We start from the raw sequence: 25,577 nt of genomic DNA on the forward strand, positions 1-25,577 counted from the left end.
GGCTGGGCCGCGGGCGGCACCCCCCGGATTCAATCAGGTTCCCCGGCCACCGCGCAGGGGCCGGTCAGCGGGCCGTCCGGGACGAGGGCGCCGGGGAAGGAGTGGCGCCGGGGTCGGTCAGGGGTACCGCGAGCAGGGGCGCCGTGATCTCCGGGACCGCGGACCAGGAGGTCAGAGCGGCCGGTGTGGCCGCCTCCAGCGGGCGTATCAGCGGGGACACGACCGCGGCGCCGGCCATGACCGGGGCGGCCAGCGCGTGCACGGCCTGGTGGGGGGCGGAGGGCGCCGGCACACCAGGCAGCAGGGGCGCGGACACCTCGGTCGGGGCGACCGGGGGGTGACCCAGCACGTTCTGCGTGAGCAGCGGGACGGCGGCGCGGCGCCGCTGGGAGTCGGGGGCCGTCGCGGCGCCCGTGCCCTGCGTGCGCATCGGTGTCACATTGCTGCCCGTGCCGGAGCCGCCGCGGGCCTCGGTGTCGGCCGGGGTGCCGGCGTTGACACCGCCGAGCGCGATGGCGGCCAGGGACACCGCGCCGGCGGCCACGAAGGCGAACCGCAGCCGCGAGGAGGACCGGTCCGGGTCGGGCCGGTGCACGTCGTGGATGCGGAAGCCCCGGCTTCCCGAGGGGAGGCCGCGCTGGTCGGACGGCAGGGCGGGCGCATGGTCGCGGGACGGGGCGTAGCCGAACTCGAAGCCGCCGCGCTTCACGCCGAAGGCCCCGGACGACGCGAACCGTCCGGACACGTCGGGCAGGCCTCCCCCGCCCGGGGGTGTGGCATCACCGTCCGGGCCGCCACCCGCGGGTAGTCCCTGCAGGCGGGCCAGGAAGCTCTCGGAGGGAGGCGGTGGTGCCGCCTCCGCGAAGACGTTCTTCAGCCGGCGCTGGGCGTCCACCTCCGCCTTGCACTTCGGGCAGGTGGCCACGTGCGCCAGTACGCGCTCGCGCGCGTCGTGACCGAGCTCTCCGTCCACCAGGGCGGAGAGTCGGTCTCCCAGGTGCTGCTCTGCGAGGCGTCCCTCGGAAGCCTCCGGTCGTGTTCCGCTCACGCGCTCGCGCCCCCTCCTCCCAGGGCGGGGACACGGGGCACGAAGGAACGGCGCTCGGCGCGCGCCTCCGGCGAGCGGTGCGCGAGGGCCTTGCGCAGCTGGGAGCGGCCGCGGTGGATGCGCGAGCGGACGGTACCGAGCTTCACCCCGAGCGTCGCGGCGATCTCCTCGTACGACAGTCCTTCGATGTCGCACAGGACGACCGCGGCGCGGAACTCGGGGGCCAGGGTGTCGAGGGCCTGCTGGACGTCCGCGTCGAAGTGCGCGTCGTTGAAGACCTGCTGGGGCGTGGGCTCCTTGCTGGCCAGCCGCTCGGCCGCGTCGTCGCCGAGCGCGTCGAAGCGGATGCGCTGCTTGCGGCGGACCATGTCCAGGAACAGGTTGGTGGTGATGCGGTGCAGCCAGCCCTCGAAGGTGCCGGGCGTGTAGGTCGACAGGGAGCGGAAGACGCGGACGAAGACCTCCTGCGTGAGGTCCTCCGCGTCGTGCTGGTTACCGGTCAGACGGTAGGCGAGCCGGTAGACCCGGCCGCTGTGCGTGCTGACGATCTCCTCCCAGGTGGGCGGAGTCCACGCCTGCCCGTCCGCGTCGCTGGTGAAGGTCGCGGTCTGGGTGAAGCCGGCGTGGCTCTGGTCAGCAACGGTGTCGTTCACAGATGTCGGCCTGCCCGCCGATCCGAGGAAGCGCCGGAGCACCCCTGCACGATCCACAGACGCAGCCGCACCTCCCCTGTCAGCTCTGGTGGTGTCCAGTGGAGCCCCTACCATAGCCACCTCGCCCGTTAGGACCGGATAAGCGGTTTTACGAGAAATTGATGTGGGTCGATACGCCTCGTACTGCTGCGTCGGGACTTGCTCGCCGTCCTGATCCACCGTCCGCCCCCCGTCACGGCCCACGCCTGTCGCTCATCCCCTTAAACGACCGGTCCCATCTGCGGGTTCCCGCGCCCAACGGATACAGTCACGCCCAGGCATTCACGGGGACAGGAGAGGGTCATTACCGGCAACCGGCAGACGAGCTGGGCGTTCGCCGACGCCTATGTCGCCGAGGACGAAGCGCTGCAGTGGGCCCGGGACCGGGCCCGTGAGGCAGGGCTGCGCTCGGTGACGCCCGGCACGGGCGCCGCGCTGCGCTTGCTGGCCGCCTCCGTCGACGCCAAGGCCGTCGCCGAGATCGGGACCGGCTGCGGGGTCTCCGGGATCCACCTCCTGCACGGTATGCGGCCGGACGGCGTGCTGACGACCGTCGATCCGGAGCCGGAGCACCAGCAGTTCGCCCGCCAGGCGTTCCGCGCCTGCGGCTTCGCCAGCAACCGGGCGCGCTTCATCCCGGGCCGCGCCCTGGACGTGCTCCCCCGCCTCGCGGACGCCGGCTACGACCTGGTCTTCTGCGACGGCGACCGCCTCGAGGTCATGGACTACCTCGCCGAATCGTTGCGGCTGCTGCGCACCGGCGGGCTGGTCGTCTTCGAAGGCGCGTTCGCCAACGGACGGACCGTGGACTCCGGCCCGCAGCCCACCGAGGTGCTGCGGCTGCGGGAGCTGCTGCGCGCGGTGCGCGAGAGCCAGGAGCTGGTGCCGTCGCTGCTGCCGGTGGGCGACGGCCTGCTGTGCGCGGTGAAGCGCTAGCGGCTCACCGCGGCCACCCCGGCGCAGGGCGCCGGAGCGGGAAGACAACCGCCCCGGCACCTCAGGTGAGGCCGGGGCGGTTGAAAGGGTATGGTCGCTTGCGCGTCAGCCGACGACCTTCTTGAGGGCGTCGCCGAGCGCGTCGGCCTCGTCCGGGGTCAGCTCGACGACGAGCCGACCGCCGCCTTCGAGCGGAACGCGCATGACGATGCCCCGCCCCTCCTTGGTCACCTCGAGCGGGCCATCACCCGTCCGCGGCTTCATGGCCGCCATGCTCGTTCCCCTTCCTGAAACCCAGCTCATCGTCAAAGCCGACGCCCTGAGAAGGGCACACGTGCGGCCCTTGTGGCAGGACACGCGTCACCGGCATCGAACACATTGCTTCCCAGCCATTATCCCGCATCCCAGGACCCGATGACCAACATCGGTTGGCATCGCTTGGGCAACGCACGCGTGCAAAACCACTCAATTCGGCGATGAGGCTGCGATACTCCGCCACCACACCCGCATCCGGCGAACGGATCCGGACGAGAATTCTTTGACGCAGGTCACACGTCCGGTCCGGTCTTCCGCCGGTGATCTCCGTCATGCTGTCCTGCAGACCCGGGACGTACCGGCCGGTACGTCCCCGATCCGCGACACGGAGGGGATACGCCATGGCCGACGCCGTGCTCTACGAGGTGAGCGACGGGCTCGCGACGATCACGCTCAACCGCCCGGAGGCGATGAACGCGCTGAACGTGGCGGCCAAGGTGGCCCTGCGGGAGGCCGTCGAGTCCGCGGCGGGCGACGCCGCCGTGCGGGCGGTGCTGCTGACCGCCGCCGGTGACCGGGCGTTCTGCGTGGGCCAGGACCTGAAGGAGCACATCGGCCTGCTGGTCCAGGACCGGGAGACCGGATCGGGGCAGACCATGAGCACGGTCCGGGAGCACTACAACCCCATCGTGCGGGCCCTGGCCGGGGCGAGGAAGCCGGTCGTCGCCGCGGTGAACGGGGTGGCCGCCGGGGCGGGCTTCGGCTTCGCCCTCGCGGCGGACTACCGGATCGCGGCGGACACGGCCTCGTTCAACACCTCGTTCGCCGGGGTGGCGCTGACCGCCGACTCGGGCATCTCCTGGACGCTGCCGCGGGTGATCGGCCCCGGCCGCGCCGCCGACCTGCTGCTCTTCCCGCGCAGCATCAGCGCGCAGGAGGCGTACGAGCTCGGGGCGGTCAACCGGGTGGTGCCGGCCGGGGAGCTGCGCGCGGAGGCCGAGAAGGTGGCGCGGGCGCTGGCCGAGGGACCGACGGTGGCCTACGCGGCGCTGAAGGAGTCGGTGGTCTACGGGCTGACGCACTCGCTGGAGGAGGCGCTGGAGAAGGAGGACGAGCTCCAGACCCGGGCGGGCTCCTCCGAGGACCACGCGATCGCCGTCCAGGCCTTCGTCAACAAGGAGAAGCCGAAGTATCTGGGCCGGTGAGTCCGGGACGGCAGGGCGACGTCGAGGGCCGCGGGCGCGTGGGGGCTGGTCGCGCGGTTCCCCGCGTCCCTACGGGATGCTTCGGGCGACGCACAGCTCCAGGTGGTCGTCGACCAGGCCGCACGCCTGCATCAGGGCATACGCCGTCGTCGGGCCGACGAAGCGCAGGCCCCGCTTCTTCAGCGCCTTGGACAGGGCCGTCGACTCGGGGGTGACCGGCGGGACGTCGGACAGGGCCCTGGGGGCGGGGCGGGCGGCCGGGTCGGGGGCGTGGGACCAGATCAGCTCGTCCAGCTCGCCGGGGGACCACTCGGCCAGCACGCGGGCGTTGGCCATCGTCGCGTCGATCTTCGCGCGGTTGCGGATGATGCCGGTGTCCGCCATCAGGCGCTCGCGGTCCGCCTGCGTGAAGGCGGCCACCGAGGCGATCTCGAAGCCGGCGAAGGCGGCGCGGAAGCCGGGCCGGCGGCGCAGGATCGTGATCCAGGACAGGCCGGACTGGAACGCCTCCAGGCTCAGCCGCTCGAAGAGCGCGTCGTCGCCGTGGACGGGGCGGCCCCACTCCTCGTCGTGGTAGGCGATGTACTCCGGGGCGGACAGGGCCCAGGGGCAGCGCAGCGCGCCGTCCGGGCCGGCGAGGGCGGCACCGGTGCTCACGGGCGGTCCTCCTGACCGGGGGCGCGCTTGTCCAGGGGGACGTGGTGGTCGCCGGTGCCGTGCACCGGGCCGTGGGCCGCGGCCGAGCGGGCCCCCGCCAGGGCCGACTCCAGGTCCGCGATGCGGGCGTCGCGCTCGGCCAGCTCCGCGCCCAGACGGCTCAGGGCGTCGTCCACGTCGGCCATCCGGTAGCCGCGGGCGGCGAGCGGGAAGCGCAGGCGCTCCACGTCGGCGCGCTCGACCGGGCGGTCCGGGGGCAGCGGGTCGCGCAGCCGCTCGGGCGCCGCCTCGGGCAGCGGGCCGTTCTCGCCGCCGCCCACCACGGCGAGGGTCACGGCGGCGACCACGACGGCGAGCGCGACGACCAGGAAAAGGAACATAACCATCGCGGGCCCCCACGGTCGCATGGAACTTGAGTCTTCTCGGACGGACGGTGTCAGGGTCCGATCGTGCCATGCGCGTGTGACGGTTAGGGTCGCAGGCGGCGGAAGAGGGGCACCTACCAGGAAAGGTCACAGGGGATGCTCAGGCTGGGCAGGCGGGAATTCGGACCCCACGAACCGGTGATCATGGCGATCGTCAACCGGACCCCGGACTCCTTCTACGACCAGGGAGCCACCTTCCGCGACGAGCCGGCCCTCGCGCGGGTGGAGCAGGCCGTGGCCGAAGGCGCCGCGATCGTCGACATCGGCGGGGTCAAGGCGGGGCCGGGCGAGGAGGTCACGGCCGAGGAGGAGGCCCGGCGCACGGTCGGGTTCGTGGCGGAGGTCCGCCGCAGGTTCCCCGACGTGGTCATCAGCGTGGACACCTGGCGGGCCGAGGTCGGCCGGGCGGCGTGCGAGGCCGGGGCGGACGTCCTCAACGACGCGTGGGGCGGTGTCGACCCGGCCCTGGCTCAGGTCGCCGCCGAGTACCGGGTGGGTCTGGTATGCACGCACGCGGGGGGCGCCGAGCCGCGCACCCGCCCGCACCGGGTCGAGTACGACGACGTCATGGCCGACGTCCTCGACGTCACGGTCGCCCTGGCCGAGCGGGCGGTGTCGCTGGGCGTCCCGCGGGAGTCGGTCATGATCGACCCCGGGCACGACTTCGGGAAGAACACGCGGCACAGCCTGGAGGCGACGCGGCGGCTGGACGAGATGGTCGCCACGGGGTGGCCGGTGCTGGTGTCGCTGTCCAACAAGGACTTCGTCGGGGAGACGCTGGACCGGCCGGTGAAGGAGCGGGTGGTCGGGACGCTGGCGACCACGGCCGTGTCCGCGTGGCTGGGCGCGCAGGTGTACCGGGTGCACGAGGTGGCGGAGACCCGGCAGGTGCTGGACATGGTGGCGGCGATCGCAGGACACCGGGATCCCGCCGTGGCGCGACGCGGGCTGGCCTGAGGACCGCCGCGCGGCGCGGGGCCGGTCTAAGAGCCATCGCTCGGCGCGGGCCGGCCTGAGGACCGTCGCTCGGCGGGACCGGCCTGAGAGTCGTCGCTCGGCGCGGGCCGACCTGAGAGCCATCGCGCGGCGGGGCCGGTCTGACAGCCGTCGCGCGACGCGGGCCGATCTGAGGGCCGTCGCTCGGCGCCCGCTGGCCTGAGGGCCGCGGCCCGGCGCCCGCTGGTCTGAGGGCCGCCGCTCGGCGCGGGCCGGCCTGAGGGCCGTCGCGCGGCGCCGCCGACCTGAGGACCGCCGCTCGGCGCCGCCGACCTGAGAGTCGCCGCGCGACGCGGGCCGACCTGAGAGCCGCCGCTCAGCACGGGCCGGTCTGAGAGCCATCGCGCGATGCGGCCGACCTGGAGGCCATCGCTCGGCGCCCGCTGGCCTGAGGGCCGCGGCCCGGCGCGGGCCGACCTGCGAGCCGCCGCGCGATGCAGCCGACCTGAGGACCGCCGCTCGGCACCGCCGACCTGAGGACCGCCGCTCGGCACCGCCGACCTGAGGACCGCCGCTCGGCACCGCCGACCTGAGGACCGCCGCTCGGCGCCGCCGACCTGAGAGCCGTCGCGCGACGCGGCCGGCTTGAGGACCGTCGCGCGGCGCGGGCCTGACTGAAGGCCGCCGCTCGCCGCGGGCCGGTCTGAGCCACCGGGAGTCGGGAGCCGCGCCCCCGGGGCCCCCGGCCCCGCCCGCCGTCCGCCCCCGCGGTCCGGCCGGCCGCCGGGGCTGCCCGGCCGGAGACGTCCCTACCTGCCCGCTTCCTTCGACACCAGGGCCACCGCCTCGTCCACGTCGTCCGTCACGTGGAAGAGCAGCAGGTCCTTGTCCGCCGCCTTGCCCTGGGCGATCACCGTGTCGCGCAGCCAGTCCAGCAGGCCGCCCCAGTAGTCGGTGCCGAAGAGGACGATGGGGAAGCGGGTGACCTTCTGGGTCTGGACCAGGGTGAGGGCCTCGAAGAGCTCGTCGAGGGTGCCGAGTCCGCCGGGCAGGACCACGAAGCCCTGCGCGTACTTGACGAACATCATCTTCCGGACGAAGAAGTAGCGGAAGTTCAGGCCGATGTCGACGTACGGGTTCAGTCCCTGCTCGAACGGCAGCTCGATGCCGAGGCCGACCGAGACGCCCTTGGCCTCGCAGGCCCCCTTGTTCGCGGCCTCCATGGCACCCGGCCCGCCGCCGGTGATGACCGCGAAGCCCGCCTCCACCAGGCCCCGGCCGAGCCGGACTCCGGCCTCGTACTCCGGGGAGTCCGCCGGGGTCCGGGCCGAGCCGAAGACGCTGATGGCGGGCGGCAGTTCGGCCAGGGTGCCGAAGCCCTCGATGAACTCCGACTGGATGCGCAGCACCCGCCAGGGGTCGGTGTGCACCCAGTCGGAGGGGGCGCGCTCGTCGAGCAGCCGCTGGTCGGTCGTCGCGGGCTGGACCTGATCCCGCCTGCGGAGGACCGGGCCGAGGCGCTGTTCCTCCGGCGGCTGCTTCTTCCCCTCGGGGTTGCCGGTCGCCATGTGCGCTCCCTCCGTCGTGCCTGTCTTTCCACCTCAGCGTAGATCTACGCGGGTTACGAACGAGGGACGTGAGCATGTCCGCGATGGAGCGGCGTAAACACGGCGGGTGCGGCCGGGGTGTCAGGCGGTGAGCCAGTTCCGCAGGCGCTCCTCGCCGGCCAGGATCTTGGCGATCTCCACGCGCTCGTCCCGCTTGTGGGCCAAGTGGGGGTTGCCGGGGCCGTAGTTGACCGCCGGGACGCCCAGCGCCGAGAAGCGGGAGACGTCGGTCCAGCCGTACTTCGGCATCGGGGTGCCGCCGACCGCCGCGATGAACGCCTTGGCCGCCGGGTGGGACAGCCCGGGCATCGCGGCCGGGCTGTGGTCGACGACCTCGAACCCGCTCAGCGCGCAGTCCGCGAAGACCTCCCGGACGTGCGCGACGGCCTCCTCGGGCGTGCGGTCCGGCGCATAGCGGAAGTTGACCGTGACGACGCACTCGTCGGGGATGACGTTGCCGGCCACTCCCCCGCCGATGCCGACCGCGTTCAGGCCCTCGCGGTACTCCAGGCCGTCGATCACCGGCCGGCGGGGCTCGTAGGCGGCGAGGCGGGCGAGGATCGGGGCGGCGGCGTGGATGGCGTTGGAGCCCATCCAGCCGCGCGCGGAGTGGGCCCGCTCGCCCGCGGTCCTCAGCTCGACGCGCAGGGTGCCCTGGCAGCCGCCCTCGACCTGGCCGTCGGACGGCTCCAGCAGGACCGCGAAGTCGCCCTCCAGCCATTCGGGACGGGCCTCGGCGACGTGCCGGAGGCCGTTGAGCTCGGCGGCGACCTCCTCGTTGTCGTAGAAGACGAAGGTCAGGTCGCGGTTGGGGGCCGGGACGGTGGCCGCGATGCGCAGCTGCACCGCCACGCCGGACTTCATGTCGCAGGTGCCGCAGCCCCACAGGACGCCGTCCTCGTCGAGTCGGGAGGGGACGTTGTCCGCGATGGGCACGGTGTCGATGTGCCCGGCCAGGACGACCCGTTCGGAGCGGCCCAGGTTCGTCCTGGCCACGACGTTGTTGCCGTACCGGTCGACCGTCAGGTGGGGCAGCGCGCTCAGGGCGGCCTCGACGGCGTCCGCGAGGGGCTTCTCGGTGCCGCTCTCGGAGCGGAAGTCGACGAGCCGGGCGGTGAGCTCCGCGGCGTCCAGCGTGAGGTCAAGCGAGGTGTCGGCCATGCCGTCGACCCTAACGCGCGAGGTCGTGCGGCCGCTGTGCGCACCGGGCTCCTGTCACTCCGTACTCTCCAGTACCTTGTACCGCGTGCCTGAGCAGTCATCTCCCCAGCGCCGTGGCCGCCTCTTCCGATTCGGGTCCGGCCTCGTGGCCCTGCTCGCGGTCGCCGGTTACCTCGTCGTGCAGTACGTCACCGGGGGATCGGGCGGGCCGGGCTGCAAGGTCGTCTCGGGCAAGGGCGACGGGGCCTCGTACGAGTTCACGCCCGAGCAGGCCGTCAACGCGGCGACGATCACCGCCGTGGGCACCGCGCGCGGCCTGCCGGAGCGGGCCGTCACCATCGCGCTGGCGACCGCCCTCCAGGAGTCGGCCCTGCGCAACATCGACTACGGCGACCGCGACTCCCTCGGCCTGTTCCAGCAGCGGCCCTCGCAGGGCTGGGGCACCCCGCGGGAGATCATGGACCCGACGTACTCGGCGGGTGAGTTCTACGACCACCTGGTCAAGGTGCCGGGGTACACGCGGCTGCCGCTCACCGTCGCCGCGCAGCGGGTGCAGCGCAGCGGCTTCCCGCAGGCCTACGCCAAGCACGAGCCGGACGCGTCCCTGCTCGCCGCGGCCCTGACCGGGCAGTCCGCGGCCACGCTGACCTGCGAGGGCCGCCCGGGCGCCACGCGCGCCTCGGGTGCGGACGGGGTGCGGGCCGCACTGGTGCGCGACTTCGGCCGGGACGTGCTGGCGCCGGCCGCCGCCCAGGTGGACGCCTCCCCGTCGTCCGCCTCGACGCCCTCGCCGGGCGACACGGCCCCCTCGCCGGGCGACACGGCCGCCTCGGCGCCGTCGCCGGGCACCTCGGCCACGACCGCGCCCTCCCCCGCCGCCCCGGCCACGACGGCGCCCTCCCCGAGCGGCTCCGCCGGGGACGGCGGCCGCACGGTCACCCTCCCGGTGCCCCCGGGCACACCGTCCGCCGGGGGGCGGGGCCCGGACCAGCGGGGCTGGCAGCTGGCCCACTGGGCGGTGGCCAACGCCTCCGAGCTGCACATCGCGCGGGTGGCCTACGGGGGCCGCGAGTGGGTCGCGGGGAGCACGGCCAGTGAGTGGCGCGAGGCCGCGGTCGCGGGCACGGCGGGCGCCGAGCGCGCCGCGGAGACGGTCCGCATCGTCACGATGCGCTGACTCGGGCAGGGGTGCGGGGGCTCACTCCGGAGAGTTGCCCCGCCGGTGCCGCGGTGCTCGGGTGGGCAGGTTTTCGCACGCTCACCCCACGTACCCCGAAATCCCTTGGGAACAAAGGGCGGGAAGGTTTCCGCGAGCATTTCCGCGAGGGCCTCTTTGACCGTTTTTATCCGCAGCCGATAATGCGACGCATTACCAACTCTTTACGTCGGGTCGCCGCAACCTTCGCGGGCTTCGAGCGGTAGTCACTGCGTCCGAGCCGGAGCGATCAACAGCCAGTCGATCAACTCCCGGACCAGGCCGGACCGTTCACGAACCTCACTGTTCTCATCCGTCGAAGGAGCACCATGTCCCTCCCCCTGACCCGCCGGATCGCCCGTGCCGCGCTGCTCGTCGCCGCGGGAGCGGCTGCCGGGGTCGGTGCGGCCGGCTCCGCCGGCGCGGCCCCCCAGCTGCCCGCCGCCCCCAGCCTCGGCGGCCTGACCGCCCTGGACGGGGCGAACGTCGCCAACACCGTCGACGGTGCCGCGCAGAACGTCACCGAGTCCGCGGGCGAGACCGGCGGCGCGACCGTCGAGAAGGCGGTGCCGGCCGCGGGCAGGACCGGCGGCAAGGCGGTCAAGAAGACCACGCCCGTCGCGCAGCAGGCGGCCGGTGACGCGGCCGGCACGGCCGGGCAGCTCGTCGGCGACACCGCCGGCTCGGCCAAGGGCGGCCTGCCGACCGACTCGCTGACCAAGGGCGGCGTGCCGTCGGCCGACTCGCTGCCGGTGAAGAGCCTGCCGCTCGGCTGACCCGCCGGTGTCCTGACGCCGAAGGGGCCCGGGGAGAGATCCCCGGGCCCCTTCGGCGTACCGCATAGGCGGCGCGGTCAGAGCCGCCGTACGGCCGCCGCCACCCTCTCGTCCGTCGCCGTGAACGCCACGCGGACGAACTGCGCGCCCGCAGGGCCGTAGAAGTCGCCGGGGGCCACCAGGATCCCCCGCTCCGCGAGGTGGGCCACGGTGTCCCAGCAGGACTCGCCGCGCGTCGCCCACAGGTACAGGCTCGCCTTGCTGTGCTCGATGCGGAAGCCGTGTCCGAGCAGCGCCTCGCGCAGCAGGGTGCGGCGGGCGGCGTAGCGCTCGCGCTGCACGCGCACGTGCTCGTCGTCGCCGAGGGCGGCGACGACCGCCGCCTGGGTCGGCGCGGACGTCATCATGCCGCCGTGCTTGCGGATCTCCAGCAGCGGGCCGAGGACCGCCGGGTCGCCCGCCAGGAAGGCGGCGCGGTACCCGGCCAGGTTCGAGCGCTTGGACAGGGAGTGCACGGCCACGATGCCGTCGTACGAGCCGCCGTTGACGTCGGGGTGCAGCACGGAGACCGGGTCGGCCTCCCAGCCCAGTTCCAGGTAGCACTCGTCGGAGACGAGCAGGACGCCGTGCTCACGGGCCCAGGCGACGGTCCGGGTCAGCTCCTCCTGGGACAGCACCTTGCCCGTGGGGTTCGACGGGGAGTTGAGCCAGAGCAGCCGCAGGCCCTCGGGGTCCAGCGCGGTCGGGTCGTCGTAGGCCTCGTACGCGGCGCGGGCCAGCCGGGCGCCGACCTCGTAGGTCGGGTAGGCCAGCCGCGGGAAGGCCACGCGGTCGCCCGGGCCCAGGCCGAGCTGGGTCGGCAGCCAGGCGACGAGTTCCTTGGAGCCGACGATCGGCAGCACGTGGCGGTGGGTGACCCCCCGGGCGCCCAGACGGCGCTCGACCCAGCCGGTGATCGCGTCGCGCAGCTCGGGCGTGCCCCAGACGGTCGGATAGCCCGGCGAGTCCGCCGCGGCCACCAGGGCCTTCTGGATCAGCTCGGGGACCGGGTCGACCGGGGTGCCGACGGACAGGTCCACGAGGCCGTCCGGGTGGGCGGCGGCCGTGGCCTTGTAGGACGTCAGCTTGTCCCAGGGGAAGGTGGGCAGGCGGTCGGAGACTGCGGACACGGGTTCTGGCTCACTTTCTGGTCCGTCCGAGCCGGTGACGGCGAACGCCTCGGCCCCGTACGGCGATCACCGGGTGATCGGGCCGTACGGGACCGAGGCGGCGCTGGCGCGGACCGCTCTTACTGGTTCTGCGGCGGCAGCGCGGCGACGAACGGGTGGTCCCGCTCGATCAGACCCAGCTTGCTCGCTCCGCCGGGCGAGCCGAGATCGTCGAAGAACTCGACGTTCGCCTTGTAGTAGTCCTTCCACTCCTCGGGAGTGTCGTCCTCGTAGAAGATGGCCTCCACCGGGCACACCGGCTCGCAGGCCCCACAGTCGACGCATTCGTCCGGGTGGATGTACAAGGACCGCTGGCCCTCGTAGATGCAGTCGACCGGGCACTCCTCGATGCACGCCTTGTCCTTGACGTCGACACAAGGCTGCGCGATGACGTAGGTCACGCTGTCGTTCCTCCTCGATAGGGCGCTGGCGGGCCTCCGTAGGCTCCGCCGCCTGGCGCGCGGGAGCGCGGCGTCGTCGATGCCCGCCCCTAGTATCTCCGTTCCTGGGCATGATCCGAACAGGAGGGGTGAACTGACCTGTGGAAATCTCTGCCGCCGGGCGACTCGAGGTCCGTATCACGCCTGCTGACGTGGGCAAACGGGTCTCCGTACGGAGCTTGATCGAACATCCGGTTCCGGTGGAGAAGTTCACCGACACGGTCGGTGTTCTCACATCATGGGACAACGGTGTGCTGCTGATCACACGCCGGAGCGGCGAACGCGTCCGCATCGCGGAGTCCGCGCTGGTCGCGGGCAAGATCGTCCCGGCCGCCCCGGCGCGTCGCCGCGGCCCGGCCGCCTCCTACGAGGAACTGGCCCGGGTCGCCGCGCGGGCCTGGCCGCCCGTGGAGAGCGAGCGGCTCGGGGGGTGGGAGCTGCGTGCCGCGTCCGGGTTCACCCGCCGCGCCAACTCGGTGCTGCCGCTGGGAGAGCCGGGCCTGCCCCTCGACGAGGCCCTCGCCGCGGTACGGCGGTGGTACGGCGAACGCGGCCTGCCCGCCTACGTGCAGACCGCGACCGGCGCGGAGGGCACCCGGGAACTGCTCTGCGCCGCGCTGGAGGAGCGCGGCTGGGTGCGTGAGGTGACCGCCGAGCTGTGGGTGGGACCGCTGGCGCCGGTCGCCGACCTGGAGCAGTCGCCGGAGGTCGTGCTGTCCCGCGAGGCGGGCGAGGACTGGCTGGCCCGCTACCAGCGCAAGGGGGTGAGCGAGGTGGCCCTGCGCGTGCTGCACGCGGGTCCGTCCGTGTGGTTCGCGACCGTCCCCGGGTCCGCGGGGCCGGCCGCCGTGGGGCGATGCGTGGTGGACGGGCGCTGGGCCGGTTTCGCCGCCGTCGAGGTCGATCCGGAGCTGCGGCGCCGGGGGCTGGGTACGGCCGTGATGGCCGCGCTGGCCCGGCGGGCGCTCGACGAGGGAGCGTCGGCCGCCTGGCTCCAGGTCGAGACGGACAACGAGGCGGCGCGGGCGCTGTACGCCGGGATGGGGTTCGGGGCGCACCACGCCTACCACCACTACCGGGCGCCGGACGTCACCGGCCCGGCCGGTGACGAGACGTCGTGAGAGGGGCTCGGCCGACCATGCCCGACCCCTTCCCCCCGCCCCAGGAGCGTTCCGCCGAGCTGCGTCGGCGCTTCGCCGAGGAGGCCCGCTCCGAACGGCCCGACCTGGCGACGCTGTGCCTGCTGGTGGGCGCCCAGGCGGACGGCGGACTCGACGAGGCGGGTCTGGACGCCGCACAGGTCGAACTGGACCGGCTGGCGGGGCTGCTGCCCTACCGGCCCGGCGGGCCGCGTGCCTGGGCGCTCGCGCTGCGCGACCTGCTCGGTGAGCGGCTCGGCTTCCACGGCACGCCGGCCGACTACCGGCGGCTGGAGTCCTCCCTGCTGCACGCGGTGCTCACCCGGCGCCGGGGGCTGCCGATCCTGCTGTCGGTGGTGTGGATCGAGGTGGCCCGCCGGGCCGGGGCGCCCGTGTACGGGGTCGCCCTGCCGGGGCACTTCGTGGTCGGTTTCGGGCCCGACGAGGGGCAGGTGCTCGCCGACCCCTTCGACGGCGGGCGCGTGCTGAGCGGCGGGGACGCGGAACTGCTGGTGGCCGGGGCGACGGGGGCGGGGATCGATCCGTCGATGCTGCGGCCGGCGGACCCGCTGGAGGTGGTGGTGCGGATCCTGAACAACGTGCGGGCGTGGGCGGCGGCCCGGCCCGAGCGGTCGGACGTGGCGTTGTGGGCGGTGGAGTTGTCGCTGCTGCTGCCCTCGCATCCGGCGCGGTTGCGCTACGAGCGGGCGCAGTTGCTGGTGCGGCGGGGTGAGTTCGTGGCCGGGGCCGCGGAGTTGGAGGCCTACGCGGAGGTCGTCTCGGCGGTGGACGAGGGGGCTGCCGAGCGGGTGCGGGGGGAGGCCTTCGCGGCCAGGGCCATGCTCAACTGACGCCTCCGCGCCGTGGAGGTCTGTGGGGTGTCGCGGGTGCGGGTGGTGTGCCGGGGCCGATCGCGCGGTTCCCCGCGCCTCTGACGGGGCGCTCAGCGCGGTTGCGGACGAACGACGCGAGCCCCCGCCCTCACAGGGGCGGGGGCTCGCGTGCCGCGGGCGGCCGGGTCAGTTCGGCTTGGTGTCGATGACTCCGACGCGCTCGGCGGGTGTCTTGCCGCGCAGGGCCTCGCGCAGGGCCGAGACGACGTCCTGCGGGGTGACGTCCCGCTTGCCGCTCGCGCCCTCGATCTGCACGCCCTCGAAGGTCTGGCCGTAGGCGGCCCGGAGCGCCTTGAGGTCGTAGGTGTCCTGCAGCTTGCCGTCGACGGCCTTGAAGCTGAGGATCTTCGGCAGGGAGACCGGGCCGAAGTCGATGCTGTGGGCCGCGTCGGTGCGCACGGTGACCAGGTCGGACATCGCGGGCTGCGCGATCTCCTTCAGCACGCGGTCGACCTCGGCATCGGAGACGGTCGGCTGCCGGGTGGTGGTCGGCAGGGCGACGGTGCCCGCCGTTCCCGTCTCCACCTGGGCGCGGTACGCCTGCTCCACGGCCGCCGTCGACTTGGCGAGGTCGACGCCCTTGCCGGGCTTGCCGTAGACGGGGACGGCCTTGCCGCCCTTGAACGTGATCGTGCCGTCGGTCGAGGCGCCCGAGCCGCCTGCCGCGTTCTGCAGGGAGGCGTGCAGCTTCTCCTCGTCGACCGGCATGACCGGGGTGACGACGCGGTGCCGGCCGAAGAGGGAGCCGATCACGGAGACCGGGTTGTAGTCGCTCTTCGCCGCCGTGTCGGCCGTCGCGTCCATGTCGAACTGGAGGCCCGCGTTGTCCGGGTCGAGGGAGACGGTCCTGCCGGCCACCGACAGCTTCAGCGGCTTGCCCGCCTGCTCCTCGAAGGCCGCGTCGAGCTTCTTCACGGCGCCGTCGCGTGTGGTGCCGCCGATGTCGACGCCGAGCACGGTGGTGCCCTTGGGCACGTCGGTGCGGTTCATCAGCAGGCCGGCGCCGTAGAGGCCGCCGGCGGCCACGACCAGGCCGGCCACGAGCAGGACGAGCTTGTTGCGGCCCTTCTTCTTCGGCGCCTTCGCGGAGGTCGCCGGGGACGGCGGGACCGGCGCCGGCTTGGGGGCCGTGCGCGGTGCCGGGCCGTCGCCGGGCGTGCCCGGGCCGAACGGCGAGCCGGTGCCGGGCGTCACGACGGGCATGCCGCTGGTGACGGTGTGCCCGGAGACGTTGTCGTGCCGGGGCGGGTAGCCCTGGCCGTCCGGCGGCTCGGGGGCCTGCTTCTGCGGGGTGAGGACGGCGGTGTCGTCGCTCAGCCCGCCGCCGGGGCCTGCGGTGCCCGGGGCGGTGGGACCGCCGGCGGGTGCGGGGCCGGTGGGGCCGCCGGAGCCGGTGGGTGCGCCGGGGCCGCCGCCTATGGCCCGCGGGCCCGTGGGAGCGCCCGGACCGCCCGCGTCGCGGAAGGTGCCGGGACCGCCGGGGGCACCGGGACGGCCGGGATCGCTGAAGTTCTCGGGCCCACCGGGCCTGCGCGGCTCGCCGAAGCCACCCGGGGCCCGGGGCGCGTCGAAGCCACCCGTGCCGTTCGGGGCGTCGCTGAACCCGCCCGGCACGCCGGAGCCGCCGGGACGGCCGGGGCCGCCCTGCGGGTCGAAGGCGTCCGCGCCGCCGAGGGCGTCGGGCCGGCTGAACGCACCCGTGTCCTCGGGGCCGAGGGGACCGCCGGGTCCGTCGAAGCCGCCGTGCGCGCCGTAGGCGTCGGGGCCGTCGGGGAGGCTGTAGGAGCCCGTGTCCTCGAGTCCTCCGGGAGCGCCCTGCCCAGCGAAGTCCCCGGTGACGGGGCCGCCGGTGGGCCCGGCCGGCCCGCTGCCGTTCTCCGAGAAGTACGGCAACTCGTCGCGGCGGGCGTCGCCGTTGCCCGGGGCGGGACGCGAACCGCCCGCCGTCAGCGCCTCCGTGACGTCGAAGGAGCCCGTGCCGCCGCCGTGCCCCGGGGCGACCGGACCGCCGGTCGCCCCTCCGGGGAGGCCGGAGCCGTTCGTGCCGCCGGACCGGGAGCCGCCCGGCACGCTCATCGAGCCGACCACGCCGCCGGGCCGTCCGGCACCGGGCCGGGCCCCGCCCGGCGTACCGGCACCGCTGCCCTGCGCTCCGGCGCCGGGTGCGCCCGAAGTCGGGGCACCCGGGGCGGAACCGCCCGCTGCGGGCCCCGAACCTCCCGGAGCACCCGTCCCGTTCGGCGCGCCGCCGCCCGGACCGCCCTTGGCCGGGGCGGACTTGCGTGGCGCGAACCAGTCGCTGGTCGGCTTGTCGTCGGCCGGCGGGGCGGGTTCGGCGGCCGGCGGCTCGGCCGGGCCCGCGCCCTGCGGGGCGGCGAGGCCGGCCGGCGTGGGCGTCGCGGCGCCCGCGTCGGTGTCGCCGGAGGCGTCCGTGTCGGTGACGGGCTTGCGCATCACCACGGGCGGGATCGGCCGCGACCCGGGGATGTTGATCCGGATCCGGGTCGTCAGCGTGGTCTCGGTCTTGCGTTCCTCCGGCCGCGTGGCCGAACGGCCCGCGTCCGTACCGTCGTCGGAGACCACCGGGGTCCCGTACGGCGGCGTACCCGACGGGTAGGCGGCTCCGCCGCGCCCGTTGGGCCCGGAGGACGAGGTGTCAGTTTCACGACTCAAGGCAGGTTCTCCCGGTTGGCTCCGCCGCCCGACACGACCTCACGCGGGCAGCTCGGCGACGCGCACCACCATACTGGCCACTTCTCGCCCGTATCCCGGGACCGCCGGGGAAACTCACACCGGACCCCCACGGGCATGTTCAGGCGAAGTGGTACGTCACTTGGCAAGTCGGGCGGGGCCGCCGTCCGGTTGCCGTCCGGGGGTGAGGGTGGCGCAGATCACAGCCACCAGGATGCCCCCGAGCAGGAAGAGGTAGGAGCCGCTTCCCGCGGCGAAGAGGAAGTCTCCCTCGGGGCGGCTGGCGGTGAGCAGGACGACGGCGAGCATCCAGCCCGCGGCGGTCGCCACACCCCCCGCCCGGGCCCGCATGAGGCGCGCGGCACCGAGCACGGCCCCGGCCTCGCCGGCCAGGGCGAGCAGCAGCCCGCCCGGGAACCAGCCGGGCTGCACCAGCGCCCCGGCCGCGCCGACCAGGGCCCCGAGCACGAAGAGTCCCGCGTAGGCGCCGAGACGTCCGGCGGACGGCGGTCGCATCGGCTGGGCGAGCAGCGAGGTCGTCCGGTCGTTCACGAGACCCCCTCGACACCGGCGAACAGGTCGGTCTCCCGCGCGCCGGGGCCCCGCTCGCCGCGCACCAGCTCGTAGTACTCGGTGGTGAGGATCGGCTGGGCGAGGTCGTTGGACAGCACGAAGTACTCACCGTCGACGGTGATCTGGGTGGCGTGGGCGCGCATCGCGGCGGCCTTGGCGGCGGCGTACGCGGTGCCGTCGATCTCGGTGGTGACGCGCTCGTCGGGCACCACGCCCGGCACGTCGCCGACCTCGGCGGTCTTGGTGAAGGGGGTGCGCGGCAGGTCCTCGCGGAGCCGGGCGAAGGCGTCCTCCACGACTGTCCGGGGCGCCCGGTTCCAGTAGATCTTGGGGATCGTCCAGCCCGACTCGGCGGCCAGCCCGGCCGCCCGCATGGCGACGCGGTGGGCCTGGATGTGGTCGGGGTGGCCGTAGCCGCCGTCGTCGTCGTAGGTGACCAGGACCTGGGGCCGCACCTCGTGGATGATCTCGGCCAGGTGGGCGGCGGCCTCGTCGACGTCGGCCCGCCAGAAGCAGGCGGGGTCGTCGTTGTCGGGCAGGCCCATCATCCCGGAGTCGCTGTAGCGGCCGGCGCCGCCCAGGAGGCGGACGTCCCGGACGCCGAGCGCCTGCATCGCCTCGGCGAGTTCGCGGCGCCGGTGCCGGCCGAGGGCGGCGCCGCTCAGATGCGCGAGCCCGGGCGGGATGACCTCGCCGCGTTCGCCGAGGGTGCAGGTCACCAGGGTGACCTGGGCACCCTCGGCCGCGTAGCGGGCCATGGTCGCGCCGTTGTTGATCGACTCGTCGTCCGGGTGCGCGTGCACCAGCAGCAGACGACGGCCGGGCAGATCCTTCATGGGCCCAGCCTACGAGGTCGCGCGGGGCTCAGAACTTGATGCTGCCGATCATCCCCGCGATGTTGTTCGTCAGCTCGCTGATCGTGGGAGCGACGGTCGAGGAGGCGAGGTAGAAGCCGAGCAGCATGCAGACGATCGCATGCCCCGCCTTCAGTCCCGACTTCTTGACGAGCAGGAAGACGATGATCGCCAGCAGCACCACCGCCGAAATCGAGAGTGCCACGGCGGCTCACCTCCAAAGATCCACGAGGGCGCGGGGGGTCGGACTGTGGGGGCAGTAAATCCGTACAGCAGCAAGCAGGTTGATACCCACTATGCGACATTGATCATAACTATCCCGGCGTGCGCATCGCTCGGCGCACGGCCGCACAAGGGGGCGCATGGCCAATATGGTCAGGGCATGACGACCGAGCCTGACTCCTTTCCCCGACGGCACGCCCGTACCCAGCGCTTCACGCTCGGCGCGCCGCGTTCGTTCACCGTGGCGCCCGACGGTTCGCGTGTCGTGTTCCTGCACTCCGGTTCCGGCACGGACCGGGCCGGCGCGCTGTGGGTCCTCGACCCGCAGACGGGCGGGGAGCGCGTCGCCGCCGACCCGCGCGCCCTGCTGGGCAGCGGCGCGGAGGACCTCTCGCCCGAGGAGCGGGCCCGGCGCGAGCGCAGCCGGGAGGGCGGCGCCGGCATCGTCGCCTACGCCACCGACACGGCCGTGGAGCTGGCCTCCTTCGCCTTGTCGGGGCGGCTCTTCACGGCCGGGCTGCGCGCCGGGACGGCCCGTGAACTGCCCGTCGCGGGGCCGGTGATCGACCCGCGTCCGTCGCCCGACGGGCGGTTCGTCGCGTACACCGCGCGGGGCGCCCTGCGGGTGGTGGAGGCGGAGGGGACGGGCGACCGGGTGCTCGCCGAGCCGGAGGCGGAGAACGTCTCCTACGGGCTGGCCGAGTTCGTCGCGGCCGAGGAGATGGGGCGTTCGCGGGGCTTCTGGTGGGCCCCGGAGTCGGACCGGCTGCTGGTGGCGCGGGTGGACGACACACCGGTGCAGCGGTGGTGGATCTCCGACCCGGCGCATCCGGAGCGGGAGCCGCAGCGGGTGGCGTACCCGGCGGCCGGGACCGCGAACGCGCAGGTGCGGCTGTTCGTGGTCGGCCTCGACGGGACGCGCACGGAGGTGGTGTGGGACCGCGCGCGCCATCCGTATCTGACGCGTGTCCACTGGTCGGCGGCGGGTGCGCCGCTGCTGCTCGTGCAGTCGCGCGACCAGCGCGGCCAGGTGTACCTCGCGGTGGACCCGGACACGGGCGCGACCCGGATGGTGCACGCCGACGAAGATCCAACATGGCTGGAACTTTTCCCCGGTGTGCCGTGCTGGAGCCCGTCCGGGCAGCTGGTCCGGATCGCGGACGAGGGCGGCGCACGGGTGCTGGCGGTCGGGGAACGCCCGCTCACCGGGGCGCAGTTGCACGTCCGTGCGGTGCTGGACGTCTCCGACGCGGACGTGCTGGTCTCGGCGTCGGCCGGGGAGGACGCCGCCGACCCGGAGACGGGCCAGGTGCACGTGTACCGGGTGAACGAACTGGGCGTGGAGCGGGTGTCCCGGGAGCCGGGTGTGCACGCGGCGGTGCGGGCCGGGGACGTGACCGTGCTGGTCTCGGCGGTGCTGGATCGGCCAGGTTCCCGGGTGCAGATCCTGCGCGACGGAAAAGCGACCACGACTGTCCGGTCGTACGCAGAAGACCCCGGTTTGTCCCCCCGCGTGACGCTCACCGAGGGGGGCGCACGCCGTGTCCCGTGCGCCGTGCTTATGCCTCGGGACTACGACGGTGACACCCCGCTGCCGGTGCTCATGGATCCGTACGGCGGTCCGCACGGCCAGCGGGTGGTCGCCGCGCACAACGCGCACCTCACCTCGCAGTGGTTCGCGGACCAGGGCTTCGCGGTCGTGGTCGCGGACGGACGGGGCACCCCGGGCCGCTCCCCCGCCTGGGAGAAGGCCGTCCACCACGACTTCACGCTGTCGCTGGAGGACCAGGTGGAGGCGCTGCACGACCTCGCCCGGCGCTTCCCGCTGGACCTGTCCCGGGTCGCGATCCGCGGCTGGTCCTACGGCGGCTGGCTGGCGGGCCTGGCGGTCCTGCGCCGCCCGGACGTGTTCCACGCGGGCATCGCGGGCGCGCCGGTGACGGACTGGAGCCTGTACGACACCCACTACACGGAGCGCTACCTGGGCACTCCGGCGGATCACCCGGAGTCCTACGCGCGCAGCTCCCTGGTCACCGCCGAGGGCCTGTCCGCGCCGGCCGAGCCGCACCGGCCGCTGATGATCGTCCACGGTCTGGCGGACGACAACGTCGTGGTCGCCCACGCGCTGCGGCTGTCCTCGGCCCTGCTGTCGGCCGGCCGACCGCACGAGGTCCTGCCGCTGTCGGGCGTCACGCACATGACCCCGCAGGAGCAGGTCGCCGAGAACCTGCTGCTCCTCCAGGTCGACTTCCTCAAGCGCGCCCTGGGCATCACCGCCGGCTGACCGCCGACCGCGGGACGACGGGCCGGGGCGACATGGCGCGCCCCGGCCCGTCCCACGGCACCCGCACGGCCGTACACCACCCACCCTGACGCGCGGTCATATCGACCCCGGGTCGGCCGAGTTGCCTGTGTGTTAACGAAGTCCAGGGTCGCCCGGAACGCCTTGCGATGCAGCACGTCGGCGTCTCCCGGAACGCCGGTTCCCGGCACCCCGTTCAGGGGGGCCGGGAACCGGGAGGGAAGGGGTGTCAGGCCGCGTGGACGACGTCCTTCTCCTCGGCGAAGTGGCAGGCCGACTCGTGCGCCGCCGGGGTGTCCGCGTCCTTGAAGCGTGCGGGGATCGCCAGCAGGGGCACCTCCTCGGCGCACTTGTCCTGCGCCTTCCAGCACCGGGTGCGGAAGCGGCAGCCGGAGGGCGGGTTGGCCGGGGACGGCACGTCACCGGTCAGGATGATCCGCTCGCGGCCCTCGCGGGCGTCCGGGTCGGGCACCGGGACCGCCGACAGCAGCGCCTGGGTGTAGGGGTGCGTCGGGTGGTCGTAGATCTGCTCGTCGGTGCCGATCTCGGCCATCTTGCCGAGGTACATGACCCCGACCCGGTCCGAGATGTGCCGGACGATCGACAGGTCGTGGGCGATGAAGAGGTAGGAGAGGTTGAACTCGTCCTGCAGCTTCTCCATCAGGTTGACGACCTGCGCCTGGACGGACACGTCCAGCGCGGAGACCGGCTCGTCGCAGATGATGATCTCGGGGTTGAGCGCGAGGCCGCGGGCGATGCCGATGCGCTGGCGCTGACCGCCCGAGAACTGGTGCGGGTAGCGGTTGATGTACTCGGGGTTGAGGCCGACCACGTCCAGGAGTTCCTGGACCCGGCGCCGGCGGTCGCCCTTCGGCGCCACCTCGGGGTGGATCTCGAAGGTCTCGCCGATGATGTCGCCCACCGTCATACGGGGGTTGAGCGAGGTGTAGGGGTCCTGGAACACCATCTGGATGTTCCGGCGGACCGCCTTCAGCGCGCGCCCGGACAGCTTGGTGATGTCCTGGCCCTTGTAGAAGATCTCACCCGCGGTGGCCTTCTCCAGCATCATCAGCAGCTTGGCGACCGTGGACTTGCCACAGCCGGACTCGCCCACGATGCCGAGCGTCTCGCCCTGGTACAGGTCGAACGAGATGCCGTCGACCGCCTTCACCGCGCCGACCTGCTTCTTGAACAGGATGCCCTGGGTGAGCGGGAAGTGCTTCACCAGGTTGCGCACCTGCAGGATCGGCTCGCCGCGGTCCACCGGCGCCTCGATCGCGGCGACCGCCTCCGTCTCGGAGGAGGCGTCGACGACCTCGACCTCGGAGACGTTCGGCGTGGCGTCCTGCGGCCCGTCGTTCTTGCCGAGCTCAGCCATGGATCGTCTCCTTCCAGAAGTGGCACGCGCTGCCGCGGCCGACCAGCTCGCCACCGTCCCGCTCGGTGACGGGGTACAGCGGCGGGACGTCCGTGCGGCAGATGTCCTGCGCCTTGGGGCAGCGCGGGTTGAAGGCGCAACCGGACGGGATACGCGTCAGGTTGGGCGGCAGGCCCTTGATCGCGTACAGGTCCTGGCCCTTCTGGTCCAGGCGCGGGATCGAGTCCAGCAGACCCTTGGTGTACGGGTGCGCCGGCCGCTTGTACAGCTCGTGGACCGGGGCGCGCTCGACGATGCGGCCCGCGTACATCACGGCGATCTTGTCGGCGACGTCGGCGACCACGCCGAGGTCGTGGGTGATCAGGATCAGACCCATGTTGTACTCGCGCTGAAGGTCCGCGAGCAGGTCCATGACCTGGGCCTGGACCGTCACGTCGAGGGCCGTGGTGGGCTCGTCGGCGATGATCAGGTCCGGCTCCAGGGCGAGCGCCATCGCGATCATGATGCGCTGGCGCATACCGCCCGAGAACTGGTGCGGGTAGTCGTTCACCCGGGCCGCGGCGGCCGGGATCTTCACCCGGTCCATCAGCTCGATGGCCTTGGCCTTGGCGTCCTTCTTGGACATGCCCTGGTGGACGCGGAACATCTCCGCGAGCTGGTAGCCGACGCTCAGCACCGGGTTCAGCGAGGACAGCGCGTCCTGGAAGATCATGGCGATGCGCTGGCCGCGGATCTTGCGGCGCTCCTCGGCGGACATCTTCAGCATGTCCTGGCCGCGGAAGAGGATCTCGCCCTTGGGGATGCGGCCGGGCGGCATGTCGAGGATGCCCATGATGGCCTGGGCGGTGACGGACTTGCCGGAGCCGGACTCGCCGAGCACGGCGAGCGTCTCGCCCGCGGACACCGAGTAGTTGACGCCGTTGACGGCCTTGGCGACACCGTCGCGGGTGTGGAACTCCACGTGCAGGTCGCGCACTTCGAGCAGCGGGCGGCCCGTGCCCTCCGCACCGTCCGGTGCCGGGTTCTCGGCCACTTCATCGATGATGGTCACGTACGCCTCCCTCAGCGCAGCTTGGGGTCGAGGGCGTTGCGTACCGCATCGCCGAACATCAGGAACGACAGCACCGTGATCGACACCATCACCGACGGGATGATCAGGGTGTGCGGGGCGATACGGAGCTGTTCACGTCCTCGCGCCACGTCGCCGCCCCAGGATACGGCCGTGTCTCCGAGACCCACGCCCAGGAAGGACAGGGTGGCCTCGGCCGCGATGTAACCGCCGAGCGCGATGGTCGCGACGACGATGATGGGCGCGAGCGCGTTGGGCAGGATGTGCCGGAACAGGATCCGCGAGGTCGAGGCGCCGAGTGCCTTGGCGGCCACGACGTAGTCGGCCTGCTTGATGGTGATCACGGCACCGCGGGCGACTCGGGCGATCTGGGTCCAGCCGAGGAAGGCCAGCGCCATGATGACGACCCAGACGGTGCGGTCGTCGAAGGAGTTGAGCACCACGAGCGCGCCGAGCAGGAACGGGATGCCGAGGAAGATGTCGGTCACCCGCGACAGCAGCGTGTCGGTCCAGCCGCCGAAGTAGCCGGCGATCATGCCGATGATCGTGCCGAGGATGGTCACGGCGACGGTGACGCCCACACCCACGGTGATCGAGGCGCGGGCGCCGTAGACGACGCGCGCGTAGATCGACCGGCCCTGGACGTCGTAGCCCAGCCAGTCCGGGGCGAAGAAGTGGCCCCAGTTCGGCTTGCCGAGGTAGTGCTTGGCCAGGTCGGCGTCGCGCGGGGAGGCGCTGGTGAACAGCCCCGGCCACAGCGACATGACCAGCAGGAAGACGATGAGCGCGGCCGAGACCAGGAACAGCGGGTTGCGCCGCAGGTCGTGCCAGGCGTCGGACCACAGGCTGCGCGGCTTGTCGGGGGCCGGGCCGGCCTCCGCCACCACGACGCCCGCGGTGCTCACGGTGTCGCCGGGGAGGGCGTCGACCTTCTTTTCTACGGTCTTGTCAGGCATACCGGATCCTCGGGTCCAGGACCGCGTACAGCAGGTCGACGATCAAGCTGGCGGCGAGGTAGATGAGCACCATCAGCGAGGCGATGCCCACGACCGTGGCGCCTTCACGCCGGGTGAGCGCATCGTAGATTTCGAGGCCGATGCCCCGCACGTTGAAGATGCCCTCGGTCACGATGGCACCGGTCATCAGGTTTCCGACCTCGATACCGAGGAAGGTGACCACGGGGATCAGCGAGTTGCGCATCAGGTGGACGCCGATGATGCGGCGGCGCGGCAGGCCCTTGGCCACGGCGGTGCGCATGTAGTCCGAGCGCAGGTTCTCCGCGATCGACGTACGGGTCAACCGGGCCACGTAGGCGAGGGAGAGCGATGCCAGCACGGTGGCCGGGAGCGCGAGCTGCGCCCAGTCCGTCGAGTCGGTCACCGTGGGGGTGGTGATCGACCACTTGAACGCGAACAGGTACTGCAGCAGGAAGCCCAGCACGAAGGACGGCATCGACACGAGGACCAGCGTCAGCGTCAGCAGACCGCGGTCGCGCAGCGTGTCGGGGCGCAGACCGGCGACCACACCCAGGCCGATGCCCACGAGCGTGACGAAGGTGAACGCGAAGATCGTGAGTCGGATCGTCACCGGGAACGCGTCGGCGATGATGTCGGCGATGGGCCGCTGACTGGCGATCTGCGTACCGAAGTCGCCCTGGAACAGGCCGGTCATGTAGTTGACGTACTGCTGAAGGAGCGGCTGGTCGAGGCCCAGCTCCTTCTTGATGCTCGCGACCACCGTCGGGTCGTACGCCTGGTCGCCCATCATGGCCCGGACGGGGTCGCCGGGCAGGGCGTACATCATGCAGAAGATGAGCAGGGTTGACCCGATGAAGACCGGGATCATCTGGAGCAGTCGTCGTGCGACATAGCGCCCCATAGGTGCCTCCGTGAGGGGTTAACGCAGGTGCGGGGGC

25 protein-coding genes are annotated in these 25,577 nt (G+C 73.1%); 8 read left to right on the top strand and 17 right to left on the bottom strand.

All coding sequences use genetic code 11. The annotated features are described in order from the left end of the window. Positions 1-64: 64 nt before the first annotated feature. Together ACH4C6_RS02665 and sigE are read right to left on the bottom strand one after the other, a co-directional pair. A complete protein-coding gene (locus ACH4C6_RS02665; RefSeq protein WP_398106693.1) occupies positions 65-1,048 on the bottom strand; it encodes a zf-HC2 domain-containing protein in 984 nt (327 codons plus the stop codon). Further along, positions 1,045-1,743: an RNA polymerase sigma factor SigE gene (sigE, locus tag ACH4C6_RS02670; RefSeq protein ID WP_369197193.1), complete on the bottom strand. Its 699-nt coding sequence runs from the start codon at positions 1,741-1,743 to the stop codon at positions 1,045-1,047. Before sigE ends, ACH4C6_RS02665 begins: the two co-directional genes overlap by 4 nt. Before the next feature lie 234 nt (positions 1,744-1,977). Here sigE and ACH4C6_RS02675 point away from each other — a divergent pair, with 234 nt between their 5' ends. Continuing rightward, positions 1,978-2,676, top strand: a complete 699-nt coding sequence (locus ACH4C6_RS02675) for an O-methyltransferase (protein WP_398107114.1) — start codon at positions 1,978-1,980, stop codon at positions 2,674-2,676. Positions 2,677-2,781: 105 nt separating this feature from the next. Here the strand turns inward: ACH4C6_RS02675 and ACH4C6_RS02680 are convergent, their stop codons facing one another. Further along, on the bottom strand, positions 2,782-2,949 hold the full coding sequence (locus ACH4C6_RS02680) for a DUF3117 domain-containing protein (RefSeq protein WP_003966491.1): 168 nt from the start codon (positions 2,947-2,949) through the stop codon (positions 2,782-2,784). 383 nt (positions 2,950-3,332) lie between these two features. Between ACH4C6_RS02680 and ACH4C6_RS02685 the strand changes: the two genes are divergently transcribed. Continuing rightward, on the top strand, positions 3,333-4,136 hold the full coding sequence (locus ACH4C6_RS02685) for an enoyl-CoA hydratase/isomerase family protein (protein WP_398106694.1): 804 nt from the start codon (positions 3,333-3,335) through the stop codon (positions 4,134-4,136). A gap of 69 nt (positions 4,137-4,205) precedes the next feature. On the opposite strand, the gene ACH4C6_RS02690 is transcribed toward ACH4C6_RS02685, so the two are convergent. Both ACH4C6_RS02690 and ACH4C6_RS02695 read right to left on the bottom strand, forming a co-directional pair. Further along, positions 4,206-4,793 (bottom strand): DNA-3-methyladenine glycosylase I, encoded by a 588-nt coding sequence (locus tag ACH4C6_RS02690; protein ID WP_398106695.1) that lies wholly within the window; start codon positions 4,791-4,793, stop codon positions 4,206-4,208. Further along, on the bottom strand, positions 4,790-5,179 hold the full coding sequence (locus ACH4C6_RS02695; protein ID WP_398106696.1) for a DivIVA domain-containing protein: 390 nt from the start codon (positions 5,177-5,179) through the stop codon (positions 4,790-4,792). The genes ACH4C6_RS02690 and ACH4C6_RS02695 overlap by 4 nt, the downstream gene beginning before the upstream one ends. 135 nt (positions 5,180-5,314) lie before the next feature. Between ACH4C6_RS02695 and folP the strand changes: the two genes are divergently transcribed. Further along, positions 5,315-6,175: a dihydropteroate synthase gene (gene folP / locus ACH4C6_RS02700; protein WP_398106697.1), complete on the top strand. Its 861-nt coding sequence runs from the start codon at positions 5,315-5,317 to the stop codon at positions 6,173-6,175. 788 nt (positions 6,176-6,963) lie between these two features. Here the strand turns inward: folP and ACH4C6_RS02705 are convergent. Next, positions 6,964-7,722, bottom strand: coding sequence for a TIGR00730 family Rossman fold protein (locus ACH4C6_RS02705; protein WP_398106698.1), 759 nt, complete (start codon positions 7,720-7,722; stop codon positions 6,964-6,966). Positions 7,723-7,842: 120 nt separating this feature from the next. Continuing rightward, positions 7,843-8,922: a succinyl-diaminopimelate desuccinylase gene (gene dapE, locus ACH4C6_RS02710; RefSeq protein ID WP_398106699.1), complete on the bottom strand. Its 1,080-nt coding sequence runs from the start codon at positions 8,920-8,922 to the stop codon at positions 7,843-7,845. Between the two features lie 85 nt (positions 8,923-9,007). On the opposite strand from dapE, the gene ACH4C6_RS02715 reads away from it, so the two are divergent. Together ACH4C6_RS02715 and ACH4C6_RS02720 are read left to right on the top strand one after the other, a co-directional pair. Next, positions 9,008-10,099, top strand: coding sequence for a heavy metal transporter (locus ACH4C6_RS02715; RefSeq protein ID WP_398106700.1), 1,092 nt, complete (start codon positions 9,008-9,010; stop codon positions 10,097-10,099). Between the two features lie 347 nt (positions 10,100-10,446). Next, the gene (locus ACH4C6_RS02720) at positions 10,447-10,893 is read left to right on the top strand and encodes an ATP-binding protein (RefSeq protein ID WP_398106701.1); all 447 of its coding nucleotides are present in this window, start codon (positions 10,447-10,449) and stop codon (positions 10,891-10,893) included. A 77-nt stretch (positions 10,894-10,970) separates the two neighbouring features. On the opposite strand, the gene ACH4C6_RS02725 is transcribed toward ACH4C6_RS02720, so the two are convergent. Together ACH4C6_RS02725 and fdxA are read right to left on the bottom strand one after the other, a co-directional pair. Further along, a complete protein-coding gene (locus tag ACH4C6_RS02725; RefSeq protein ID WP_398106702.1) occupies positions 10,971-12,062 on the bottom strand; it encodes a bifunctional succinyldiaminopimelate transaminase/glutamate-prephenate aminotransferase in 1,092 nt (363 codons plus the stop codon). A 119-nt stretch (positions 12,063-12,181) separates the two neighbouring features. Further along, positions 12,182-12,502 carry a ferredoxin gene (gene fdxA / locus ACH4C6_RS02730; protein ID WP_014048159.1) on the bottom strand — a complete coding sequence of 107 codons (321 nt, stop codon included), beginning with the start codon at positions 12,500-12,502 and terminating at the stop codon, positions 12,182-12,184. 140 nt (positions 12,503-12,642) lie between these two features. On the opposite strand from fdxA, the gene ACH4C6_RS02735 reads away from it, so the two are divergent. Next, the gene (locus tag ACH4C6_RS02735) at positions 12,643-13,662 is read left to right on the top strand and encodes a GNAT family N-acetyltransferase (protein WP_398106703.1); all 1,020 of its coding nucleotides are present in this window, start codon (positions 12,643-12,645) and stop codon (positions 13,660-13,662) included. A gap of 17 nt (positions 13,663-13,679) precedes the next feature. Further along, positions 13,680-14,531, top strand: coding sequence for a tetratricopeptide repeat protein (locus tag ACH4C6_RS02740; protein ID WP_398106704.1), 852 nt, complete (start codon positions 13,680-13,682; stop codon positions 14,529-14,531). A 168-nt stretch (positions 14,532-14,699) separates the two neighbouring features. Here the strand turns inward: ACH4C6_RS02740 and ACH4C6_RS02745 are convergent, their stop codons facing one another. From ACH4C6_RS02745 to ACH4C6_RS02760, 4 genes are all read right to left on the bottom strand, one after another. Beyond that, complete coding sequence (locus tag ACH4C6_RS02745; protein WP_398106705.1) at positions 14,700-17,246, bottom strand: hypothetical protein; 2,547 nt, start codon at positions 17,244-17,246, stop codon at positions 14,700-14,702. 156 nt (positions 17,247-17,402) lie between these two features. Continuing rightward, complete coding sequence (locus ACH4C6_RS02750; RefSeq protein WP_398106706.1) at positions 17,403-17,816, bottom strand: DUF6113 family protein; 414 nt, start codon at positions 17,814-17,816, stop codon at positions 17,403-17,405. Next, positions 17,813-18,673: an N-acetyl-1-D-myo-inositol-2-amino-2-deoxy-alpha-D-glucopyranoside deacetylase gene (gene mshB, locus ACH4C6_RS02755; RefSeq protein WP_398106707.1), complete on the bottom strand. Its 861-nt coding sequence runs from the start codon at positions 18,671-18,673 to the stop codon at positions 17,813-17,815. The genes ACH4C6_RS02750 and mshB overlap by 4 nt, the downstream gene beginning before the upstream one ends. 28 nt (positions 18,674-18,701) lie before the next feature. Beyond that, a complete protein-coding gene (locus ACH4C6_RS02760; protein ID WP_398106708.1) occupies positions 18,702-18,896 on the bottom strand; it encodes a hypothetical protein in 195 nt (64 codons plus the stop codon). 177 nt (positions 18,897-19,073) lie between these two features. Here ACH4C6_RS02760 and ACH4C6_RS02765 point away from each other — a divergent pair, with 177 nt between their 5' ends. Further along, a complete protein-coding gene (locus ACH4C6_RS02765; protein ID WP_398106709.1) occupies positions 19,074-21,197 on the top strand; it encodes a prolyl oligopeptidase family serine peptidase in 2,124 nt (707 codons plus the stop codon). Between the two features lie 247 nt (positions 21,198-21,444). On the opposite strand, the gene ACH4C6_RS02770 is transcribed toward ACH4C6_RS02765, so the two are convergent. Genes ACH4C6_RS02770 through ACH4C6_RS02785 form a run of 4 tightly spaced genes read right to left on the bottom strand, consistent with a single transcriptional unit; the run spans position 21,445 to position 25,540 of the window. Continuing rightward, the gene (locus ACH4C6_RS02770; RefSeq protein WP_398106710.1) at positions 21,445-22,593 is read right to left on the bottom strand and encodes an ABC transporter ATP-binding protein; all 1,149 of its coding nucleotides are present in this window, start codon (positions 22,591-22,593) and stop codon (positions 21,445-21,447) included. After that, entirely contained in the window at positions 22,586-23,644 is a 1,059-nt protein-coding gene (locus ACH4C6_RS02775; RefSeq protein WP_398106711.1) for an ABC transporter ATP-binding protein, read from the bottom strand. The genes ACH4C6_RS02770 and ACH4C6_RS02775 overlap by 8 nt, the downstream gene beginning before the upstream one ends. Positions 23,645-23,655: 11 nt before the next feature. Next, entirely contained in the window at positions 23,656-24,618 is a 963-nt protein-coding gene (locus tag ACH4C6_RS02780; RefSeq protein ID WP_398106712.1) for an ABC transporter permease, read from the bottom strand. After that, the gene (locus ACH4C6_RS02785; protein ID WP_398106713.1) at positions 24,611-25,540 is read right to left on the bottom strand and encodes an ABC transporter permease; all 930 of its coding nucleotides are present in this window, start codon (positions 25,538-25,540) and stop codon (positions 24,611-24,613) included. The genes ACH4C6_RS02780 and ACH4C6_RS02785 overlap by 8 nt, the downstream gene beginning before the upstream one ends. Between the last annotated feature and the right edge of the window lie 37 nt (positions 25,541-25,577).

Source organism: Streptomyces sp. NPDC017943 (genome assembly GCF_044328425.1).
GTDB classification, from domain to species: Bacteria; Actinomycetota; Actinomycetes; order Streptomycetales; family Streptomycetaceae; genus Streptomyces; species Streptomyces djakartensis_A.

Bases quoted from the DNA above. Each gene is read 5' to 3' on its own strand.
- ACH4C6_RS02765 (WP_398106709.1), top strand. From the start codon at position 19,074: ATGACGACCGAGCCTGACTCCTTTCCCCGACGGCACGCCCGTACCCAG.
- folP (WP_398106697.1), top strand. From the start codon at position 5,315: ATGCTCAGGCTGGGCAGGCGGGAATTCGGACCCCACGAACCGGTGATC.
- ACH4C6_RS02740 (WP_398106704.1), top strand. From the start codon at position 13,680: ATGCCCGACCCCTTCCCCCCGCCCCAGGAGCGTTCCGCCGAGCTGCGT.
- ACH4C6_RS02785 (WP_398106713.1), bottom strand. From the start codon at position 25,540: ATGGGGCGCTATGTCGCACGACGACTGCTCCAGATGATCCCGGTCTTC.
- ACH4C6_RS02685 (WP_398106694.1), top strand. From the start codon at position 3,333: ATGGCCGACGCCGTGCTCTACGAGGTGAGCGACGGGCTCGCGACGATC.
- ACH4C6_RS02680 (WP_003966491.1), bottom strand. From the start codon at position 2,949: ATGGCGGCCATGAAGCCGCGGACGGGTGATGGCCCGCTCGAGGTGACC.
- ACH4C6_RS02720 (WP_398106701.1), top strand. From the start codon at position 10,447: ATGTCCCTCCCCCTGACCCGCCGGATCGCCCGTGCCGCGCTGCTCGTC.
- mshB (WP_398106707.1), bottom strand. From the start codon at position 18,673: ATGAAGGATCTGCCCGGCCGTCGTCTGCTGCTGGTGCACGCGCACCCG.
- dapE (WP_398106699.1), bottom strand. From the start codon at position 8,922: ATGGCCGACACCTCGCTTGACCTCACGCTGGACGCCGCGGAGCTCACC.
- ACH4C6_RS02695 (WP_398106696.1), bottom strand. From the start codon at position 5,179: ATGGTTATGTTCCTTTTCCTGGTCGTCGCGCTCGCCGTCGTGGTCGCC.
- ACH4C6_RS02705 (WP_398106698.1), bottom strand. From the start codon at position 7,722: ATGGCGACCGGCAACCCCGAGGGGAAGAAGCAGCCGCCGGAGGAACAG.
- ACH4C6_RS02770 (WP_398106710.1), bottom strand. From the start codon at position 22,593: ATGGCTGAGCTCGGCAAGAACGACGGGCCGCAGGACGCCACGCCGAAC.
- ACH4C6_RS02780 (WP_398106712.1), bottom strand. From the start codon at position 24,618: ATGCCTGACAAGACCGTAGAAAAGAAGGTCGACGCCCTCCCCGGCGAC.